Below are 19,455 nucleotides of genomic sequence, written 5' to 3'. Positions count from 1 at the left end.
TCCATCATAAATCACATCTTATGTCTAGTGAATGTGGTGTGGCGAAACTCAGAAAGTTCATGTTTTTGTCTACGAAGGGCATAACTATTTGATATAAATATCTTCTCGCATTGATGCTCCACCCGTCATTGTGCGGTTCCAGAGCTATTATGAGAAGCTATTTAGGCTGTGTCCCGCAATTATCTGACCGATGTAAAATAGCATAATCCTGATAGAAGTCAGCAGTAAAAACGCACAAGGTAAGATCAAAAAACAAACAAAACCAATGCATTTTTCTCATCGTCAGTCAGCGAAAATGAATTACGGGACATAGCCTAGAACTCCCTCCGGGAGCAGTGTTGAAGCTCATAGGACTGATACTGTTCATAGGAAGTATCCTCTCAACATTTTTTTTGCAAAAAAAGAGGCTGTATGTATTATTGAAAACGAGCCTAATCATCACGGTGATGGAGTGCTGAATGGGATTTAGATATCCTGCTGTAGCGGGAGCGATGCAAAATGATCAAAGAGCATTTTCTGCGGTTCTTGCTTCACTAAAAGGGACTGTTTCAAACTTTGCCGCGCATTGTATTAAACATCTGATTCATCACACTGGTCGTACCTGATGGGGTTCATGGTAACATTGTGCGTTTTGCGAACTCAATGATGTTATTTAGTAATGTACATTATATGTGTGAATATTCAACATCTGTTGTTTACTCACTAAGGTATATAAAGGGAAGTATGATGATAGACAATATTAATTTTGATGTTTTTGATGAGAGTTTAGGTGTTGATGGTTATTATAGTTTAATTCGAGATGTTTTTTTTCCTAATAGCACTCCAGAAAGTTTTGATCTTGCTTTATTTCCTGCAAATGAGCGTTACTATCCGAAAGGAAGTCTTTTTTCGAGGGTTAGAAGGATAGATCAAGATACAGCATTAAAATTTTACAATGGTTATATTTCATTAAGTGATTTTTATCCTCCAAACCCTAAAAAAATTAATACATCTGAAGGGCGTTTCAATGCCAAGAACGAATCTATTTTTTATCTTGCCGATCATCCTTATGTAGCGATGAAAGAATGTGATATTTCGGTAAATGATTACTTTCTACTATCATATTTTTCATCACAAAAAAAAATGTGCTTTTTAGAAGTAGAAAATGGTAATCATCCACTATCAAATTTAATGTACCGTTTATTTTTGGCAAAAGATAAGAGATTTTACCCTGTGATAAATCTAGTTTATTCTAATTTGCTTAAGTTTGACAAATATGATGGCCTTGTGTATAAGTCAGTAAAAGTTGTCGGAGAACATAAGATAAAGGGAAATTGGGAGGGGGTTAGTTCAATTATAAATCTAGCTATAACCTCCGAAAATATTAAAAATTTTAAGTTTGAATTATCTTGGATGAATTTTTGTGATAGCAACTATATGCCAGTTCAATATTCAATTTTTTATCCTCTTAGCCCTAAAAAAAGTAAAAAATTATTTAAGCTAAATTTCCTAGGTAATAAGAAGAAATTTATTTCAATATCTATGGTTCGTAATGAAGAGTTACATATAAAATATAGAAAAAGTAAAGGGCAACTACATGAATTAAAAGTATCTGACCAAATACCTTTTAAGACTGTAATGAAATTATAACTATACTGAAATTCAATATGAGAGTTAATTAACAATAGCATCTACCTTCTATAGTTTTATTAAAAAAGTAGATGTGTGTTTTATGATAATTAGCTGATATTAAAAATGAATAGAACCGATTACTTATTATTTACTCTATGAGTATGATTCATAGAGATCGTTTCACTATAATGCCTCACTATGGACAGCAAAATTCAGCAACGGCTACAGTGGGTTAAACTCTTATAAAACGGCTAGTGATGCAGGTTTCGTATGTCGTCGTTGTTGTCGCCCTAAAAACTGACCGTTGACTAAAACTGGCCCTGCCGAAGTTGCTCTGATTCTGGAGTCTTGTTCCCTCCGCAATCTCGGAGCAAGGCGTATTCAGAGTGAATTAAAAAAAGCTTTATTCAATTTCTCTGGCAATGGAAGCGATCCACAAAGTTCTTTACCAGAATCAGGTTAAACCTGTTGTTAAATTTCGGCGTAAAGATGATTTCATTCGCTACGAACGTCCTGTTCCCGGTTATCGGATCCAAATGGATACCTGTAAAATTGGCCCCAGCTTATATCAGTACAAATCAGTTGATGATTGTACTCGCTACAGAGTTCTGAGGCTCTCCTCTCGTCGTACGGCTGAAAATACACTGGATTTTATTGACTCTGTTATTAAAGAAACTCCTTTCCCAATACAATAGTTTCAGACTGATCGGGACAGAGAGTTTTTACCGTTAAGGGCAATCCCCCACCTCAATGGCAAAGTTGAGTATTCTCAAAAGACAGAAAAAGCAGAATTCTACGCTACCGTAGACCTCCCTGATTATGACTTGAAGGATCTACTGGCGGAAATGGCAGCATTATTATAACTGTGAACGTCCTCATAGCGCTCACAACGGTAAAACACCGATGGAGCGTTATTCTAACTAGCTGAACAAACACTTTATTCTGATGTTATTCAGGCAAACTATCAGCCCAGTGAAGAGCATGTACAAGAGCAGAATTACGAGTTTGAACTTGAACTAAGAAAATTGAAATGATGTGTATGAATCACACATTTTATGTTTGTATAGCATTTTTATCGTTAACATGGATAATGAGGAAGAGAAAAGTTAATTCTCAATAGCTGATTAATTTATTTTTCCCAATATAATCATTACCTGTCTTTATAGACATCATATGGCTTCAGCTTAGGCACTGGCTGTTTCCTATCGACTGCAAGTGTTGGTATGTAGTCCAGCTCTCTTTCTGTTTGCTCGCGCTGTGGACGACTTGGGAAACGCCTGATTTCATCTTTGGTTGGACTATAAGTGTCACTGTTAAACCTGACACGTTTTTCATGTTCAGCGCGTGACACATAGATACCCTGCACCTCATCAAACACGTAGTTTTCAGCAATACGCTTATCGTGTTCAGCATCAACGGCAATAGGGGCAGGCTTCTTCTTGGCCCAGACGAATTTCCCTCTTATATATTCTACTACAAGCAAGGTGAAACGTTTAAAGATACCATCCTGATGTGGTTTAGCCTGCTTTCTCTTACTTTTAACAGGCGCGCGTCTAACAGCTCTGGTCGTTGAAGAGGATGGGGTTTTCAGTTTAGTGCGTGTATGAGGTGTAGGAGCAACCAGAACAGGTCTTTGGCCTTCTGATGATGCCGACTGCGAACCCGTTTCAGAGAACTCTGTTCGAGGGTGTATTTCAGGTAATATGATTTCAACAGGCTCAGACATTTCGGATACGGTGAAACTTTTGAGGTCAACAATGATCTGAAGATCCAAATCTTTAAAGACACCATATGTGGCCTGAGCTTCTTGTTTCATCTCATCACGAACAGCCTGCTCAGCAGCACGTTTTTGCTGAACGCTTTTGCTGTTCCACTTGGCGCGATGAACACGTTGCATAGCTGGACGGCTGGTTGCTGTTGCCTTGGCAAGCCACAACGCCTTTTCTTCCACGTTTAAGGTGATAGTGGCGTTTTCGAGTGCTTCACTGTGTTGGACTTCAATAGAACGATGATCGATACGTTCTGATGCCCCTGATGCTTCAAGATAACGATTGGCAAGGGTAGACCACGCTTCGCGCCAAAGGATTACTTTTTTCTTGTCGTTCCAGCTTCTTTCTTTTTTGCCAAAGCCATCAGCGGTGATCGGTTTTAATGTCAACATCACATGCGCATGGGGATTTTTACCATTGAGATCATGAAAGGCGATATCAGCAATCATGCCTTTATCAACGAAATTTTTCTGGCAGTATTCAACGACCAATTTAATTTTATCTTCATTGTTAAGTTCACAGGGAATCGCGACATCAAAATAACGGGCTGTTTGACCGTCTTTCTGACGCTCAACTCTTTCTACTTCATTCCATAGGGTTGTTGAGCTTTCAATAATATGAGCAGGTGCGGAAGTTGGAGCTAATATCTGATGATGGAATAAATCTGTTCTATGGCTGAAATCGTAGGTATTGCCTGTGCGATCATCTGTTATTCTTGATCTGTTATGATAAGCAGCCTTCCTACAGGAAGACATGCCCTCAGAACGTTTCACAATTTTAAACTCCAGATGAAAAATCGCCATATAATAAATAACCTCAAATATAACTATGCTGCTGTTAGTTTTTCGCAAGAAAAACTTTTGTGTTGACGTTGACCTTTCTTTTAGCCTGCGGCAGGCAACCCCCGGTAGGGCCCACACGCTCACGAAGTGAGTGTATAAGTGGGCATTGTTTTTTCTAACAATGTAAAAACCGCTTACTTAATTAATACGAAATATATTAACGACTGTAAAACCAGAACCAAACAAAACGCCGAATTAAGCGGCGCTATCTGGATGAAAGGGCGAAGTATTCCGCGATATTACATAGATGGGTTTTAAATGGCGTCCGAAGGACAAGAGAAGTGTTAATTTATCCCGCCGTAAGGCTGGAAAGACCTAAAACAAGAAAATAGTTGTTATAGCCGATAGTTTTCCCTGTTGCACAATTCACAGGTTAATGGAAAATTTTCAGGATAAAATGCAATAGGTAAAAACAAAAACACTAATGATAAAAATTAAGTAACGTGGTGAGTATTAGACAAAATAGTTAGTGATCACTATCGTATAGTGTTGTTAAATTTTGTTTCGCCTTTCTGTTTTATGCATTTTCTTAAACTGGTCATACCTGAGTATGGGGAAAAAAATGAAAACTTGTATTGAGTTCGACCCCTCATCATCGGGACAATCCCTCACAGCAAGTGATTGTCGTCAACAATCACGAAGTGCTAGAGCTATTATGCTGTCTGAAACAGTAGAAAAAGAAAAGAATACAAGATATCATGACATTCTAATAATTGAGGTTTTTTTACAAACATGATCATTTCCGGAGGGATGCATTGTTTAGTTACTCAGAAGGATTAGATAAGTATCTTTCTTATCGTCGTAAAAAGATTATGAGTAAAAATGCTAAGGAAATTGAGCGAATAGAGATTTTATCTGGAAAATTTTGTTCAGACATCATTGCGACAGAGTTAACATTGAGCATTGTTTCTTCTGTTAAGCGTTGCATCAATGAGATTTACGAGAGACCGAAGTCGACTATTACATTTATATCGAACTTAAGATTTTTATTCGAAACATGTATAACAGTAAGGCTTCTTGTTGCAGAGGAAAGTTATAAATATAAACTAAGATACTCAATTTACCAGCAGCAGATTAATAAGTCAAAAAGCTTAACGGAGTATGCTCAAAAGGATCTCAGTCGCCTTGACAGCATTCAGAAGGAAGAAGAGTCTCTTTATGGGAATGAAAACGAAATCGATGATGACAGTTTTCAGAATAAAGTTTCAGAAATAGATAAGCTTTATGATTCCTTAGATGAAGAAATATCTATTTTTTTAGACATGGCTGAGTTTAATGGTGCTGGATATCATAAAACACATATCCATTCATTTTTAAAAAGTCATCAAAAACGTGAAGATGAAATTAGAAATGAATGGGATGAGATTAAAAAGAGTTTATTAAAAAACGAAGAAGCTAATCGTTTTTTTGATTTCAAAGGGCAAACTAGTAGAGTGGAGAAAGAACTCAAGGATAACAGAAATTGGAAGGATAAAGCTGCTTTTGTTGGTTTAGAGGAAATATACAAATTTATATATGACTATTCTAGTTCTTTAATACATAGTATGTCTTATTCGATACTTATACCTAATCAGCTTGAATTACCTGAAATTAACATGGTCATAGGATTATCAACTAGAATAACTAGTGATATTTTAAAGAATCTATGTATTTTTGGAAAAATCCCCAACATGTTAGTGTTACGAATCGATGACGAATAATCCAGTGAAAATGAAAATACCCAAGCCCGATGTCCCGAAAAGATTAGCAGCAAGACTACGCGCTTCTTATCGTCGAGTTCTTTCAGCCAGAGATAAAATTGCATATGTTGAAGCGAAAAGTCGATATATTTTGATGGAGTTAGAGGACTATGAGACTGATCCACATCATTATGCGATGCTACATTATCCATCAGCCCCAGACCCTGCTGATTATCCTACGGTCACACATACTCTGAGACTACAGGTATGGCTGGAAGACAAAGCAATGAAGATACCCAGATACCATGAAGAGCTTTTATCTGCCGAACAACAGATGGATGAGACTGAGAGTGGTGTTTTGAAAGAAGTTCAGCAGATCAGAGCCAATACAAGGGGAAGGGAGTCTTGGCCTGCTTCACCTACAAAATTACTAACCCTTAGAAAGCAATGGGAGAGGATTTATGCTAAAGAATATATAACTAGCACTAAATTCATGGCAGAAAGACTTGAGCGGCGTAAAAAATTTGCCGAAGAGCAAAAATTGGAGCGAATAAAATTTTTAAATGAGATAAATGAAGAAATACGTTTTAAAGCGAATACAATGACTCCAGTTAAAGCTGCAGCCTTTATCTCCATGATGGAAGTGTTACAGGAAAGAATGTTTGGCGATAAGCTTAGTCTAACTGACTTTTATGATATTGCTCAAGGTGAATCCTCACTAATGAAGGAAATAATCAATGAAGCAGAATCCAGAGCCATTATTAAGTTAAATAGCCAGAAGTCATGAAGGTTTACGTTTTACATTTAAAACATTCTAATCTTCAAGGGAACTCTTGACTTGGCTTCAATAAATATTTCAAAAGGATCCTTAGAACGAGAACTATTCGTTCCGAGATAAAATATTTCGTAACTTTCTTTAAGTGTTTTCCCTTTCTCATCGTCCAAATGAATAAAATTAATAGTGTTCAGCGTAAAGATTATACTCTCTGGATACTTTTTTTGCAATTTGCCATTTCAATAAAAATAAAGTAGAGAATAACAGGCGTGAAATAAAAGGAGAATAATATGAGGCTTGGTGAACTGGATGAGACAGCATTAATTTTAATGACAATAAATGCTGTGGCTTGGGGGATAAATATTGGATTGTTGAGTCTGTGGATTATCAGATAAAAATATAATTCTCTATCCTGTTGAAAAATATTCAAAATGTGTTAATTGATTTACACTGAATATTACAAGGAGAGGATATGCATAAAAACCATGATGAGGCCATTGATTGGGTAGCAAGACGATTAATTGAGGATGGTATCTATACTGATGTTGAACAAGCCTATGCTAAGGCAACGGATATCATCAACCAAAAGAGAGAAGAAGTTAGAAAGAAAGAAGAAAAGGATTATTTTCGTTTTCGTATTAAGACTATAAAGAAAAGAATAGCATCAGGATACGAATACGCAAATATTCCATACAAACCTAAAAAGCCGATAGTTAAAAATAAAAATTCAGATTCATTTTGGGATTGGGATGCTGATGACAAATAAAAAAATATAAAGGAGAAGAATAATGACAAGAAAAACAATCAAACAACAAATTGCTTCCGCGCAGGAACGTTTATATTTCTTGGAAGCTAAAAAGAAACAACAAACTAAAAAAGAAAATACCCGCCAGAAAATTATTTTCGGCGCAGAGGTTGCCAAAGTTTTAGGATGTGATATTGGTTATGTAGATAAAGAGTTAGTCTTTGGGGTTTTACTTAACATATCCAATCTTCATGAGAGTGATGTTGAGGCATATAGAGCACAAGGACAAGCTTATATCGAAAGTATTTTAAATAAATCCAAGCAGTAATTTTCCTTTTTTCACGTCCGAACGGTGAGCCGGCCTAAAAATTGTTTTTAGGTCGGTGAACTGTTTTAATTAAAATTTAGCTAAAAATGAAAAGCCGTTAGCAGTGAATATACTAACGGTTTTTAGGCAATGTAGTTTTGATATCAGATGGCGAAATCTTCCAAGCTCTTACCGTTTTCAAGCGCAGCAGCGACAGCTTTAGGTGTCCGCCCCTGACCAGTCCACGTTTTTTCATCGCCATTTTCATCAATATATTTATATTTGGCAGGACGTGGGTCACGTTTAGCTTTTGCTGATTTACTTGTGGACACAGAGCCAAGCAGTTCAGCCGGATCGATACCATCTTCCAGTAGCTGGGCGCGTAAAGCTTCGATTTTGGCCTGACGTTCAGCCCGTTCTTTTTGACCACTTGCTTCTTCTTCACGGCGATCTTCAACAATAGCCGTAAGCTTTTCCAGCATTTCTTCCAGTGTTTCCAGATCAAGCTCACGCGCCTGAGCACGCAGTGTACGAATGTTATTTAATACTTTGAGGGCTTCACTCATTGGGCGTCATCCTGATGGAGAAATAAGTCATGGTTAAGTGGTATGTCAAAATTTGACAATTGGCAATGGAGAATTATCAAATAGTAGCGTAAAACCATTTCCTTCAGGTAATGGATATAAGCTATAAATAAAATTGATTTCTAAGAAATAAAATTATATATCTTAACTATCACGAAAATCAAGTGATATATAAAAAGTAGTAAAATAGCCGCTGGGCAAGCGGTGTTAGCTTCTGGAGTGACCGTAGCGGGATAACAAACTGTCAGTTTGTTATTAGTGAAAGCACGATGAAAGAAGAATCCACTTCCTTTAGGTTGTGGAGAAGTCAAATATCAATAGAACTAAGGAGGAAATAATGCAGAAGAAAAAATTAACTCGCAATCCCCTTGAAGACACGGCTATTTTAACTCGTCTGGCACGAAAAGCATTCAGAAAAGCGATTAAAGAGGCTTTTCAGGCTGGTGTGGCAATTCATTATATTGCTAAAGGGAAAATTGTCAGAGAATATCCTGATGGTAAGAAAGAGATTATCAGTTAAAAATGTTTTATAAAATCATCATTTTTAATTGACTTCATGGCAAATAGTGATATTTATATTGATGTAATAAACATTTTTTAATTTTTAAATCTCCATAAAAGGCAAAGGTATCATCCTTTGCCTTTTTCATATACCTCGTCGTTAACCGTTCATCGGTAAAAAAGCTAAGTATCCGTTTTTTGCTCTTGTTCAATCAAAATTAATTGATTATCTCTTTTTTATCACTTAAATGACAAAGGAGATAAAAATGATCTTGTTGAAGAAAAGAAAAAGTAAAAAAGGGTTTTCCCTGCTTGAACTACTTTTAGTTCTTGGGATTATCGCAGCGTTAGTGGTTGCGGCATTTATTGTTTATCCAAAGGTTCAGTCCTCGCAAAGAGCCACAGCGGAAAGTAATAATATAGCGACAATTCAGGCTGGGGTAAAAGCACTTTATACGGCAGTATCCAGTTATTCCGGGCTAAATGAAACAGTCGCGGTTCAGGCAAAGATTTTTCCTGACAATATGTTAGTCAGCAGTAAGCCAGTTAATGCCTTTAAAGGCAACGTCTTGTTAGGCACATCAACCGATAGTCCTTCCGGCGTGGCTAACTCGGCATTTACCATTACCTATATTGGCGTTCCAGCATCCGAATGCACCAAAATTGTTTCTGGTGTTGGCGCTAACTTTTACAGCGTAGCAATTGGAACTGGTAGCACAGCGTTAACAACAGGAAACATCAGAAAAGCCAGCAGTGATATGAATATGGCGACCTTGGCGTCAACATGTCAGTCTGGTGGAAACAGCAATACTATTACCTTCACATCATTATAAATAAAAGGGCGCTCGCCCTTTTATCAATTAATCTCTTATAGATGTCTTGACCACTTTTTTATTTTTGCTAATTAAATAGTACGTGAAATAAAAAAGGACGAGAAAAATGAATAAACATAAAAAAGGGTTTTCTTTACTGGAAATTATTCTGGTGTTAGGTATTGGTGCGGCAACGGCTTTCATGAAGTTTCAGGATATGAAAAACGATCAGGAAACAATCATAGCCAATACCGTTGGATCGCAAATGAAACAGATGGGGGAAGCGGTAAACCGTTATATCAGTATCCGTTATGACAAACTTTCAACCCTGTCTTCCAGTAGCAGTCAAACCAGTGATCCGGGGCCAAGAACTTGTTCGTCTAATGGCTGTGAAATCACTTACCAGACGCTGATTAATGAAGGCCTATTACCTGCTGGCAATAAAGGCGTTAACACGCAGAAATCCTCTTACAAGATTTTGTTAAAGCGCTCTGGCACAGCACCCAACTATGTAGTTAATGGCCTAATCACAACAACATTACCGTGGATTGAAGGTAGTAGAGTTCGTTACGACCTGTTAGGCCGTGCCATGCAGGCCGCAGGGATTGATAGCGGTATGACGCAATCATCAACTGTTGCATCAGGATCGGGTGGTCAGTGGACAGAAAACCAAAACAGCTACGCAGGAATCAATGCGGCGGGGCTGTTGGCTTACCGTGTTGGTTATGACAGTGCCATGTATTCGGTTTATCTGCGTCGTGATGGGACATTGCCAATGACGGGCGATCTCAATATGGGTGGGAATGATATCAATAATATTGGAGACATGACGGCATCAGGAACCGCGACAGCCACAACATTGAAATCCACAGGCGCGACCAGCGTTGGCTCTACGTTAACGGTCGCTGGCGCATCCAGTCTTAAAGGTGCGGCCTCTTTAGGCTCAACATTAACCGTTGCCGGAGCTTCTACCTATACGGGAGTCATGACGGTTAACAACAACATCAACGCGTCAGGAACGATAACCGCAGGCGGTCAGATCGTTGGACATAACACTAATGGAGATAAATTTTCTATTGGTAGCGGGAATACAAACGCCTATGAATTTCGTCTGGATGCGGCCAAGCCACTTACTATTTGGCGTAATGGTGGTGAAGCGACAGAAGAAAGATTACTTGTCTCTGGCTCGCAACGAAACCTTGGAGATTTGAAAATCGTAGCCAGTGGTTCGGCTACCGGTTCAATTACATCATCAGGAAATATTACATCCGGTGGCACAGTAGCGGGTCAGTATTTACAGCCAACATCAACGGTGGTTGCCGGGGCAGCTTGTTCGCCTAATGGAATAATCAGTAAAGATTCAACGGGGAAAGCCTTATCTTGTGTTAATGGATTATGGTCTACCGCTGAAGGTGGTGGTGAATTTGGTGGACATTTTATTGTCAGTTTCTTTGATGGTAATGCGTCTAATACCTATCATTCATCTTATTGTAGAGTAGGGAATCCTAAAAACAACAATGTGTGTTCCTGTCCATCTGGATATACACCAAGACTTTCAGGTGCGTGGGATCCTTCTAAATAACTTCGCATATTACCGCTCCACTTTAGCCAGTCCGTGTTGATTGCCGGGGAACGGCGAGGCGGCATTCATAAACTGATTTACCTGTTCCAGTAACTGCCACATATATCGGCATTGATGATTTCGCGTTATGGTTTCATGTAACGACAACCACAGCCGTTCTATCGGATTCAGCCACGGCGAGTACGTCGGTAGGAACAGTAACCGGAACTTCTTGTTCTCTGCCAGCCAACGCGCCACTTTGCGGCTTTTATGGATGATGTAGTTATCCACGACCAGCGTGATGGTTTTCGCTCGCCGGTAAGTTCGGCGTAATTTTTCTAATAGATTGATAAATAATTCAGAACTTTTACTGCCACCGCTGACGTAGTGGACTCGTCCCGTACCCGAATGAAGCGCGCCAGCCAGATAATGTTTTTGATTCTGCCCCGGTGTAACAATGCGTTTTTGTTGCCCTTTTGGCATCCAGTCCGCACCGATTTTAGGGTTCAGGTCAATATCGACTTCATCCTGATAGAACACGGGATGGTCTGTCCGCGCCTGAGCCAGTGCCTGCTCGATGACAAGCCGCTTTTCCTCATAATGCGGGTCTTTGATTTTCAGCGTCGGCGCAGCCCTGCGCCAGACAATGCCTGCTTGTTTCAGGTATCGATGTAATGTGGCGGAATGAAGCGCAACGCCAAAAAATTGGTTGACGATACGGTTCAGCAACTCTGTGCTCCAGCGTGAGCGCAGCCAGCCGAAATCTTTCGGAGAGCGTTGTATCAGCAGCGGAAGAGCCTGAAGGATATCGGCAACCGGCCACCGTGGAGCGCGTCCGGGCCTGAGGCTTTTTAGTCCTTCAACACCATGTAAAGTAAACCAATTTATCCATCTTCCTACGGATGAGCGAGCGGCGCAGAGCATTTTGGCGACATCGGTGACGGTCATTCCCTGATGAAGCATCAGCATGGCAATGAGCCGTCTTGCATGGTTTTTATCACGGGTCTGCTGGGCTTCTTTTCGCATCAGGCGTCGTTCTTCATCGGGGATAAATGCTATGATCGGCATAACTCAGTCCGGTTGGGTGATTTTGTCTTTTTGGCGATTGATCAGATCGCACAATTCGGACTGAGTTCCCTTCAGGTGATCTACTATTTTGCGAAGTTATTTAGTCAGAATTATAAATATTCATCAATAATATGTATAAAATAAAATTTTGGAGTGATGTGGAAATGAAAGAAATAGAACATGCAAAAGAGTTGTTGTTATTTATATGTTTGTCTTACAGTGGTTTTGCTATCTCTGAAGATATGATATTTAAATCACCTGTGGGTAGCCTGTATACGCTTGAATATAACAACGAATACGTAGGCGCTAATGTATTAAAGCTAACAATGACACATGTCTCTGATGATGCATGTGCAAAGCTTGCTCCTGAGTTAGCTGGTAAATATTTTGAAGTGCAGGTAAACAGTCAATATGTGCCATTGACTCCGCCTGCATCAGGAACAACATGGAACCGAAATTATGTTGTTGTTGATAAGGCCGCTGCGTTATGTCAATCAGGGAAAAATAATACCATAGTAGTGAATCATTTTATCTATCCAAAAACGTATGCGTTATATAACGAAAATGGCGACATTGTGAATTCAGTAAGTGGTTCGTCTGCCAAAGAAAACATTGTTAACAGTAGCTATGAAATCTACAGAAAAACTATGCAGACCAGAGAGAACCATCAGTTATCAGTTAAATAAGGACACATTATATGAGAAATAAAAAAGGATACTCAATATTAGAAATGGTATTAACACTGGCTATCGTGTCCGGTGTGGCCTATGCGGTGTTGAGTTATTATCGCAGTGAAAAGAAAGACAGGGCAATAAGGGAAAACGCCCAACAGATTGAAACGATATTCAAGGCATCGGATTCCTATCTTATTGGTTTAAGATCTGATGGCTCCAATCAGGACAGAAACAAGATCTCCATGCAGATCCTGAAAAATATGAATGCGTTGCCGATAAACCTCGGTGCGTTTACCAAACAGGAGATACTGGTTGATACGCTGCCAGCAGCGCAAACGCCAGAGCCTGAAACGAATGAGAGCAGTAATCAACCAGAAGAGCCGGAAATCATACCGGAAACCCCATCCATACCTGAAACCCCGATTGTTGATAACGTCTCTTTCCCTGATGAATGGTTAAAGAGCGATCCTGTGGTGGTGGTTAATAATCCGGTTCCTGTTGAGCCAACACCTGAGACGCCAGTAGAAACAACACCGGAGCCAAGTATACCAGTAGAACCAACAGAGCCTGTTGAGGATGATACGACTACAGGTGCCGTTGAGAAGGAGATAGATGAAGCATTATCAAAAGACAGCTACTTCCTTTGGAGTGATGGGGGACTCGATGGCTATCAAATATCAATCGTAATGAAATTGGCTGATGGGGATTTAACAGTTCTGCCGGGGAATAATTACGTTAATCTCACACCATTCTTAGATTCTGGGACTCCTTACTTGAACTATCATGAAAAAATATCAAATATGGTTGCGCAGACGGCTAAAAATACATCCATATATTCATACGAGATTGAGTGTTCTAAAGTTTCTAATAGTTATTATGACAAGTGCGCGTATACCTCCGATTATTCGTATCTGAACTTTACCATTTATAACGCTTTTAATGTTCCTGTGGGGTTAACAATAGAAAAAGCATCAAGCACTTTGATTAGTTATTGGATGAATAATAAATTGTCGTCTTTAAAATCAGAAGTAGACAATAACGCTTATGCATGTATAATTCCAAATGTAAAAACAAGGACTCTTCTGATTGGATATTTGAATGATGGAACATATAGGCGTTATGAATTGGCTACTGATGGCGTGTTGTATTCAGTATCTTTTAGCGCCTCTTATTTGTCTTGTAATACTAATAGCAATCGAACCATCACTAAAGTGGGTGATTATTGGTAAAATGTTTAAAAATAAATAATGTTGTTAATCAGTTTGATAAAATTATAAATATATTTGACAAGCAAAAAATAATATATTATTTAATATATGTCTTTAAAGATATTCACTTCAATGAAGTGTCTGATTGCTCCATATATAGAGAATTTGTTTACAGCTCAATGGGCTGATATCGTTGCCCCAAATGTGGGGCTAAGTATTCTATCCTATGGATAGTGCCTCAATGAGGCAGTAAAAGGGCTTAACGGCCCTTTTTGCGTTTCATCTTATTATAAAAACCATTCAGAAATTAACTCACTTCTGCTTTTTATAGTTTCGACATAATGTGTCGATACTTTTCATTATATTAAGTTATTTTAAATTTTATTTTGTAAGGAAATTAATTATATATATTTTTAAGATATTTTATTTGTGGAGTGTGTGATGAAAAATAAAAAGTATTTTCCTATTTTGTTAGCGTTAATGTTTCTTGTTTTATTTGTTGGGATGCTGTTTTTGAGTAAAACCATATTTTGGATGTTCGGAACGGATGTAAATAGTTTCAACATAAGAGCCTTAACGGGATTTGGTTCTCTGATGATAACTTGGTTCTTATTTTCTATTTCGTTTTAAATAAGAAAGTATAATTAAAGATATTGATGAAGATGAAAAGGGCTTTGTAGCCCTTTTGATTTTTATGACGATATTTTTTCTGTCTGAGAAATCTGGTATAGAACGTTGAGCCTTTCCCACAACACAAAAGACAGGATCTCTTTGGCTTGGGGATTTTCAATCTCAACAACAGCGTAAATTAATGCCCGACATTGATCGATGATTTCTTCCAGTTCCAGCGGCGTGTTATCGAACATGATAAGCCTCTGCTGCCGGATGCTGAGATGTGGCAAAAAAAGCAGTAGCCAGATGCAGATTTTCAGGATGGGAATAGGTAAACTGATAGATAGCCATAGCGTTATCCTTGTAACGTTGAGGTTAGCCCTTGTTTGGTATTGCGAGTACCTTTCAGGGGCGAAACTGGTGTTCAGGTGGTCTTGTATACGTACCTGATCGGCTGCAATTTAAGGCTAGGATTGGTGCTAGTCAATTCCTAAACGTGAGACAGAAAAACCTACAGTTGGTAAATCTCTGACCTTTCAGAACTGCATAGCCCCAGTTCTGCGTCAACGGTAGAATGAAGCCACTGTGGGTGTGGATTTTCTGGTTCTAATTATAGCAGGCTAAAATAATATATTTTTTAAGGTTTTCTTATGTCTAATTCTAATTTGGGAAATTGGGTTGCTATTGTTAGTGTAGTTGCTTCCGCAGTTACCGCTATTTATTCAACTTGGGATAAAAGTAAGACAGATGTTGTAATAGAAGAAATAAAGTCAAAATATGAAATTCAAAAGAGTGATAAAGAACGAGCTTGGTCTGAAAGAAAAGAACGTTGCAATCTTATTATTGACGCAGCTCGTAAACTTGCTCAGTCTCATGGGAAAGTGTTTAGCGAATTGAATTTAGACCATCGTGCTAATATGGAAGAAAATTTGTGGGCTGCTGCAATGGTACTTACAACAAAAAATCAGGAAATATTTTTATCGGAGTATAAAAAAGGACCATCTGAAAATGATCGTGGTGGTTATATATATAAAGATAAACTTATCTCATTAGCACTACAAGGGTTAGCAGATGATAGTCAAAAATGTATTCAAGGATTATCTTCATAATAACAATGAAAATTTATTGTATTAGCTCAGGCCTGAGCTGACAGAACCTATATGAATAATCGGTAAAGGTCAGAATAAGTAGTGAATTAATACCCGTTAAGGGAAAAGAAAGGGCTGATAGGCCCTTCCTTTTTTTTAAAAAGATACTTTATCTGTCACTGCTACGATGCCCCATATTTATGGGGCTTCAGTTATTATTAACTCTAAAACTCCAGTTCATTAAACTCCGTTGGGATAAACTTAGCATATGTTTCTTTTAAGTAACTTGTTGCAGATTCCCGATTAATATCAATATCTAACAAATTGCTGAAAAACATCAATCTGGAACGTGCTTGTCCTATCAACTCACCCCAAGTATATATCCATATTGATACATTCCCTTTAGAATACAACTGTCCGTAGGGACTGTTATCTTGAGAAATTTTATCCTGAACCAAAGGAGCTATTTCATTAGATACGGCGATAAAAATCCATTTCGTATTTTGTTTATCAAATCTGCCGTCATTACTAACAGCATAAGCATAGCTTTCGACTTGATTTATAACAGATAAATCTATTTTTTGTGTCGGTCTTTTCAGTTCAACAACTAAGTGTTCAAGCTCACCTTCTCTTGGCTGACGTGCTTTGCTAAGTAGCAAATCAACCCTACCTCTTGTTCCATCTTCTCTAACAACAGGCAGTTCCGCATCATAAGTGATACCCATTTTATCAGCATGAAATTGTAGCACTTGATTGAGGGTGTTTTCGCTACGGGATAAGTTGAAATCCTCTCTAAATATCCATGCTTCATTCTCTAGAAGTTTATGTAATTGATCTCTCTCTAGTAATTTCTTTTTTGTTTTGTCATCAAATAACAATTGTTCCAATCCAGTTAAGAAGTTTAATCTATCTGATACGACTTGTGAAGCTTTTATAATATTTGGAAGTGTTGTCTTTTCTAATAATTTCGCCATTGAATCTTGATCATCTGAATTCATGACTAATACTTCAGATAGAATTTTTCTCACAGAATTTGGATTGTCCTTCAAAGCCTGAGAAAGTAATTTAAATGTGAATTTTTTAACGCTATTATTAGACTTATTAAATGAGGTCAAATAACTTTCAACATTCACAGCTAATATATTAAATACCTTTTGCTCGGCTTCTTCAACACTTCCGGGTTGTGGTGTATTTTCATACGGATAAATATTTTGCTCTTTCCATTCATCTACTATTTTTGTTTTTTGTAAAAACTCTTTATTGACGAAATGTTTTCTACAAAGATCAATAACTTTATCTTTTAACTCTTTAATGCCAGATTCTAAACTACCGAGTGAAAGAACATGTTCTTCAAATTTTTTCTTAATAAACGGGGACTTTATATATACTGTGAAATCAACGCCATATGACCTAACAAGTTTTCCTGCGTTTTCATTAAAAAGTGAGAATCCATTTTCATCACAATAATGAATTTCTCGTGGCGTCTTAAATTTCCATTCTATTATAGAGACAGATACATTCTCTACTTCTGATCCTATCTCAATATCTCCCAGATTGTACTCTTTTTTATCCAGCCACACATCTGAAGGAGTAATGTATGAATCATTATAAAATAATTTTTTATGAGGGTATTCTGTTAGATATAAGGCATATTCTTTTGTAATTGATTCTTTTGATGAGTCTGTTGCCAGTGATGATGCTTGTTTTGCTAAGTTAAGGATCTCAACCTGAGTGCCTTTTATGCTCTCGCTTGTTTCTGAAGGTTCACTGATTTCGAAGCGTTGAATGTTATTTGCATTACCTTTGATGGAATACTTAAAATATTTTCCTTTATCTTCTATACAGGTTGACCATATAACTATCTCTCCCAGAGAAAATGCTTTAAAACGTCCTTTCCCAAATTGACCATGTAATGAGCGGTCTCCATTTTTTTTTGCGCTTTTCTTCCAAGATTCACCAAGGCTGCCGAACAATGATGAAACATTATTATGTGGAATACCTTCTCCCTGATCTTGAATAATAACTTTCTCAATCGTATTTGTATTTTGACATTTCTGAAAGAGGACTTTAACTTCCAAAGATTTGGAATCAAAAGAATTCCATATTATCTCTTTAATTGCTGAAATTGGTTTTGCAGAAGAAATATCTTCTAAATGGTCTTTTCCAAGGATGACATCAATGTTCTTCATTTTATTATCCCGTATATATTTTTGTTAGAAATAGTATACGGGAGAATTTAGCGCTTTTGCCAGTCTTGGCGAGAATATTAATTATGTTTGATGCAAAAACTCAAACGGCCTAACCATCCCGTTGTTGTTAGCATCCAGAAAATCAGCCCACCATTGCAACATGAGGCGGCGTTGCTCAAGATGTTTAGCCTTGTGGGTGTAGGCAGCGCGAACGTTGTTCTTTTCCATGTGGCTCATTTGGAGTTCAACCACATCTTCCGGCCAGATACCCGATTCAATTAAGGCACTGCATGCCAGCGTTCGGAAGCCATGACCACACAAATCGGTTTTGGTGTCATAGCCCATTTTGCGTAGCGCTTTGTTGATGGTGTTTTCACTCATTGGCTTCATCGCATCATAACAGCCAGTCAGGATAAAGCCGTTATCACCGTTAACGTCATAGGTGAGGTCTTTTAGTTCTTTCAAAATTGCTAGTGCCTGACTACACAGAGGAACATAATGCTTTCTGCACATTTTGGCACCACGGCCTGAATGCTTGATCCCTTCAATGGCTTCACGCTGTTCAGGGATAACCCACAAGGAACTGTTGAAATCGATCTCTGACCATCGGGCAAAGCGGAGTTCACTGGAACGAATGAATATCAGTAGATTGAGTTTTATCGCAAGTAAGGTCAGTCTGCTACGGCCTTGATAGCTTTCAATGCGTTCCAGCAGGGTAGGTATCTCTTCCAGTTCAATAGCGGGGCGGTGTTCCGTCTGTGGCTTCTGAACAGCGCCTTCCAAATCGTAGGCAGGATTGAAACGGATCATCTTTTGCTGGACGGCATAACGCATGATGGCAGTAGCGTATTGTTTCACCCGCATAGCAATTTCCAGATAACCCAGCTTCTCTATCTTTTTGATGGGAACCAGCAGATCGCCCGTATCCAGCTCACCAATATCTTTGTTACCAATATCAGGGAACAGGTAAGTTTCGAGTCGTGTCCAGACGGAGCGCTGATAATCTTCCGACCATGTGGTTTTGGTGGCAAACCAGCTTTTGGCAACGGTTTTGAAGGCGCGGATATTGTTACGTCGCTCTTGAATAGTTTTGTTGTCAGCCTGCTTTTTAGCGCTCGGATCAATTCCAGCCGCTAACAGCTTTTTTGCTTCATCCCGGCGTTGTCTTGCGTCAGCCAGCGAAACAGCAGGATAGACGCCAATGGAAAACACCTTCTGTTTCCCTTCAAAGCGATAACCTAACTGCCAGTATTTAGAGCTGTTGGGATGTACCAGCAGGTAGAGGCCGAACCCGTCAGTAAGCTTAACCACCTTTTCCGATGGCTTGGCATTTTTTACTTTAGTATCAGTAAGTGGCATGACGGTTCCCTCCGATTGCTGGTAAAAACGAAATCGAACCAGCTTTACCAGTATTTTTACCAGCAAAAGGG

At 38.5% G+C, this 19,455-nt stretch carries 17 protein-coding genes and 1 pseudogene; 12 read left to right on the top strand and 6 right to left on the bottom strand.

Annotated elements, in window-relative coordinates:
- Nucleotides 1-723: 723 nt before the first annotated feature.
- Both DDT56_RS22590 and DDT56_RS22585 read left to right on the top strand, forming a co-directional pair.
- Entirely contained in the window at nt 724-1,629 is a 906-nt protein-coding gene (locus tag DDT56_RS22590; RefSeq protein WP_168197680.1) for an RES domain-containing protein, read from the top strand.
- Nucleotides 1,630-1,809: 180 nt separating this feature from the next.
- A pseudogene (locus DDT56_RS22585) lies at nt 1,810-2,645 on the top strand (integrase core domain-containing protein).
- 116 nt (nt 2,646-2,761) lie between these two features.
- Here the strand turns inward: DDT56_RS22585 and mobQ are convergent.
- Entirely contained in the window at nt 2,762-4,183 is a 1,422-nt protein-coding gene (mobQ, locus tag DDT56_RS22580; RefSeq protein WP_136168626.1) for a MobQ family relaxase, read from the bottom strand.
- Between the two features lie 794 nt (nt 4,184-4,977).
- Here mobQ and DDT56_RS22575 point away from each other — a divergent pair.
- From DDT56_RS22575 to DDT56_RS22560, 4 genes are all read left to right on the top strand, one after another.
- The gene (locus tag DDT56_RS22575; RefSeq protein WP_136168625.1) at nt 4,978-5,922 is read left to right on the top strand and encodes a hypothetical protein; all 945 of its coding nucleotides are present in this window, start codon (nt 4,978-4,980) and stop codon (nt 5,920-5,922) included.
- Nucleotides 5,912-6,688, top strand: a complete 777-nt coding sequence (locus DDT56_RS22570; protein ID WP_136168624.1) for a hypothetical protein — start codon at nt 5,912-5,914, stop codon at nt 6,686-6,688. Before DDT56_RS22575 ends, DDT56_RS22570 begins: the two co-directional genes overlap by 11 nt.
- Before the next feature lie 460 nt (nt 6,689-7,148).
- Nucleotides 7,149-7,442 (top strand): hypothetical protein, encoded by a 294-nt coding sequence (locus DDT56_RS22565; RefSeq protein ID WP_136168623.1) that lies wholly within the window; start codon nt 7,149-7,151, stop codon nt 7,440-7,442.
- A 22-nt stretch (nt 7,443-7,464) separates the two neighbouring features.
- Entirely contained in the window at nt 7,465-7,749 is a 285-nt protein-coding gene (locus DDT56_RS22560; protein ID WP_136168622.1) for a conjugal transfer protein TraD, read from the top strand.
- A 143-nt stretch (nt 7,750-7,892) separates the two neighbouring features.
- Here the strand turns inward: DDT56_RS22560 and DDT56_RS22555 are convergent, their stop codons facing one another.
- Nucleotides 7,893-8,294: an H-NS family histone-like protein gene (locus tag DDT56_RS22555; protein ID WP_136168621.1), complete on the bottom strand. Its 402-nt coding sequence runs from the start codon at nt 8,292-8,294 to the stop codon at nt 7,893-7,895.
- A 355-nt stretch (nt 8,295-8,649) separates the two neighbouring features.
- On the opposite strand from DDT56_RS22555, the gene DDT56_RS22550 reads away from it, so the two are divergent.
- The 3 genes from DDT56_RS22550 (at nt 8,650) to DDT56_RS22540 (ending at nt 11,207) form a co-directional block, all read left to right on the top strand.
- Entirely contained in the window at nt 8,650-8,832 is a 183-nt protein-coding gene (locus DDT56_RS22550; RefSeq protein ID WP_136168620.1) for a hypothetical protein, read from the top strand.
- 247 nt (nt 8,833-9,079) lie between these two features.
- The gene (locus tag DDT56_RS22545) at nt 9,080-9,646 is read left to right on the top strand and encodes a type 4 pilus major pilin (protein ID WP_136168619.1); all 567 of its coding nucleotides are present in this window, start codon (nt 9,080-9,082) and stop codon (nt 9,644-9,646) included.
- Nucleotides 9,647-9,752: 106 nt separating this feature from the next.
- Complete coding sequence (locus DDT56_RS22540) at nt 9,753-11,207, top strand: shufflon system plasmid conjugative transfer pilus tip adhesin PilV (protein ID WP_136168618.1); 1,455 nt, start codon at nt 9,753-9,755, stop codon at nt 11,205-11,207.
- A gap of 9 nt (nt 11,208-11,216) precedes the next feature.
- Here the strand turns inward: DDT56_RS22540 and DDT56_RS22535 are convergent, their stop codons facing one another.
- Nucleotides 11,217-12,254 carry an IS630 family transposase gene (locus DDT56_RS22535; protein WP_136168617.1) on the bottom strand — a complete coding sequence of 346 codons (1,038 nt, stop codon included), beginning with the start codon at nt 12,252-12,254 and terminating at the stop codon, nt 11,217-11,219.
- 158 nt (nt 12,255-12,412) lie between these two features.
- On the opposite strand from DDT56_RS22535, the gene DDT56_RS22530 reads away from it, so the two are divergent.
- Together DDT56_RS22530 and DDT56_RS22525 are read left to right on the top strand one after the other, a co-directional pair.
- Nucleotides 12,413-12,940, top strand: a complete 528-nt coding sequence (locus DDT56_RS22530) for a hypothetical protein (RefSeq protein WP_136168616.1) — start codon at nt 12,413-12,415, stop codon at nt 12,938-12,940.
- A gap of 11 nt (nt 12,941-12,951) precedes the next feature.
- Nucleotides 12,952-14,157 (top strand): hypothetical protein, encoded by a 1,206-nt coding sequence (locus DDT56_RS22525; protein ID WP_136168615.1) that lies wholly within the window; start codon nt 12,952-12,954, stop codon nt 14,155-14,157.
- A gap of 671 nt (nt 14,158-14,828) precedes the next feature.
- On the opposite strand, the gene DDT56_RS24480 is transcribed toward DDT56_RS22525, so the two are convergent.
- Entirely contained in the window at nt 14,829-15,002 is a 174-nt protein-coding gene (locus DDT56_RS24480; RefSeq protein WP_168197678.1) for a hypothetical protein, read from the bottom strand.
- Between the two features lie 396 nt (nt 15,003-15,398).
- Between DDT56_RS24480 and DDT56_RS22520 the strand changes: the two genes are divergently transcribed.
- Nucleotides 15,399-15,857 (top strand): hypothetical protein, encoded by a 459-nt coding sequence (locus tag DDT56_RS22520; protein ID WP_136168614.1) that lies wholly within the window; start codon nt 15,399-15,401, stop codon nt 15,855-15,857.
- A 203-nt stretch (nt 15,858-16,060) separates the two neighbouring features.
- Here the strand turns inward: DDT56_RS22520 and DDT56_RS22515 are convergent, their stop codons facing one another.
- Nucleotides 16,061-18,025, bottom strand: coding sequence for an ATP-binding protein (locus DDT56_RS22515; protein ID WP_136168613.1), 1,965 nt, complete (start codon nt 18,023-18,025; stop codon nt 16,061-16,063).
- Between the two features lie 81 nt (nt 18,026-18,106).
- A complete protein-coding gene (locus DDT56_RS22510; RefSeq protein WP_136168612.1) occupies nt 18,107-19,384 on the bottom strand; it encodes a tyrosine-type recombinase/integrase in 1,278 nt (425 codons plus the stop codon).
- Nucleotides 19,385-19,455 lie beyond the last annotated feature (71 nt).

This window comes from Brenneria corticis (assembly GCF_003115855.1).
Lineage (GTDB): Bacteria > Pseudomonadota > Gammaproteobacteria > Enterobacterales > Enterobacteriaceae > Brenneria > Brenneria corticis.
The sequence above is the reverse complement of the archived record's forward strand: the minus strand, read 5'-3'. Positions and strand labels throughout refer to the sequence as shown.

Excerpts from the sequence above, each read along its gene's own strand:
- DDT56_RS22510 (WP_136168612.1), bottom strand. The coding sequence starts at position 19,384 with ATGCCACTTACTGATACTAAAGTAAAAAATGCCAAGCCATCGGAAAAG.
- DDT56_RS22550 (WP_136168620.1), top strand. The coding sequence starts at position 8,650 with ATGCAGAAGAAAAAATTAACTCGCAATCCCCTTGAAGACACGGCTATT.
- DDT56_RS22540 (WP_136168618.1), top strand. The coding sequence starts at position 9,753 with ATGAATAAACATAAAAAAGGGTTTTCTTTACTGGAAATTATTCTGGTG.
- DDT56_RS22535 (WP_136168617.1), bottom strand. The coding sequence starts at position 12,254 with ATGCCGATCATAGCATTTATCCCCGATGAAGAACGACGCCTGATGCGA.
- DDT56_RS22560 (WP_136168622.1), top strand. The coding sequence starts at position 7,465 with ATGACAAGAAAAACAATCAAACAACAAATTGCTTCCGCGCAGGAACGT.
- DDT56_RS22545 (WP_136168619.1), top strand. The coding sequence starts at position 9,080 with ATGATCTTGTTGAAGAAAAGAAAAAGTAAAAAAGGGTTTTCCCTGCTT.
- DDT56_RS22515 (WP_136168613.1), bottom strand. The coding sequence starts at position 18,025 with ATGAAGAACATTGATGTCATCCTTGGAAAAGACCATTTAGAAGATATT.
- DDT56_RS22525 (WP_136168615.1), top strand. The coding sequence starts at position 12,952 with ATGAGAAATAAAAAAGGATACTCAATATTAGAAATGGTATTAACACTG.
- DDT56_RS22555 (WP_136168621.1), bottom strand. The coding sequence starts at position 8,294 with ATGAGTGAAGCCCTCAAAGTATTAAATAACATTCGTACACTGCGTGCT.
- mobQ (WP_136168626.1), bottom strand. The coding sequence starts at position 4,183 with ATGGCGATTTTTCATCTGGAGTTTAAAATTGTGAAACGTTCTGAGGGC.
- DDT56_RS22570 (WP_136168624.1), top strand. The coding sequence starts at position 5,912 with ATGACGAATAATCCAGTGAAAATGAAAATACCCAAGCCCGATGTCCCG.
- DDT56_RS24480 (WP_168197678.1), bottom strand. The coding sequence starts at position 15,002 with ATGTTCGATAACACGCCGCTGGAACTGGAAGAAATCATCGATCAATGT.
- DDT56_RS22565 (WP_136168623.1), top strand. The coding sequence starts at position 7,149 with ATGCATAAAAACCATGATGAGGCCATTGATTGGGTAGCAAGACGATTA.
- DDT56_RS22520 (WP_136168614.1), top strand. The coding sequence starts at position 15,399 with ATGTCTAATTCTAATTTGGGAAATTGGGTTGCTATTGTTAGTGTAGTT.
- DDT56_RS22590 (WP_168197680.1), top strand. The coding sequence starts at position 724 with ATGATGATAGACAATATTAATTTTGATGTTTTTGATGAGAGTTTAGGT.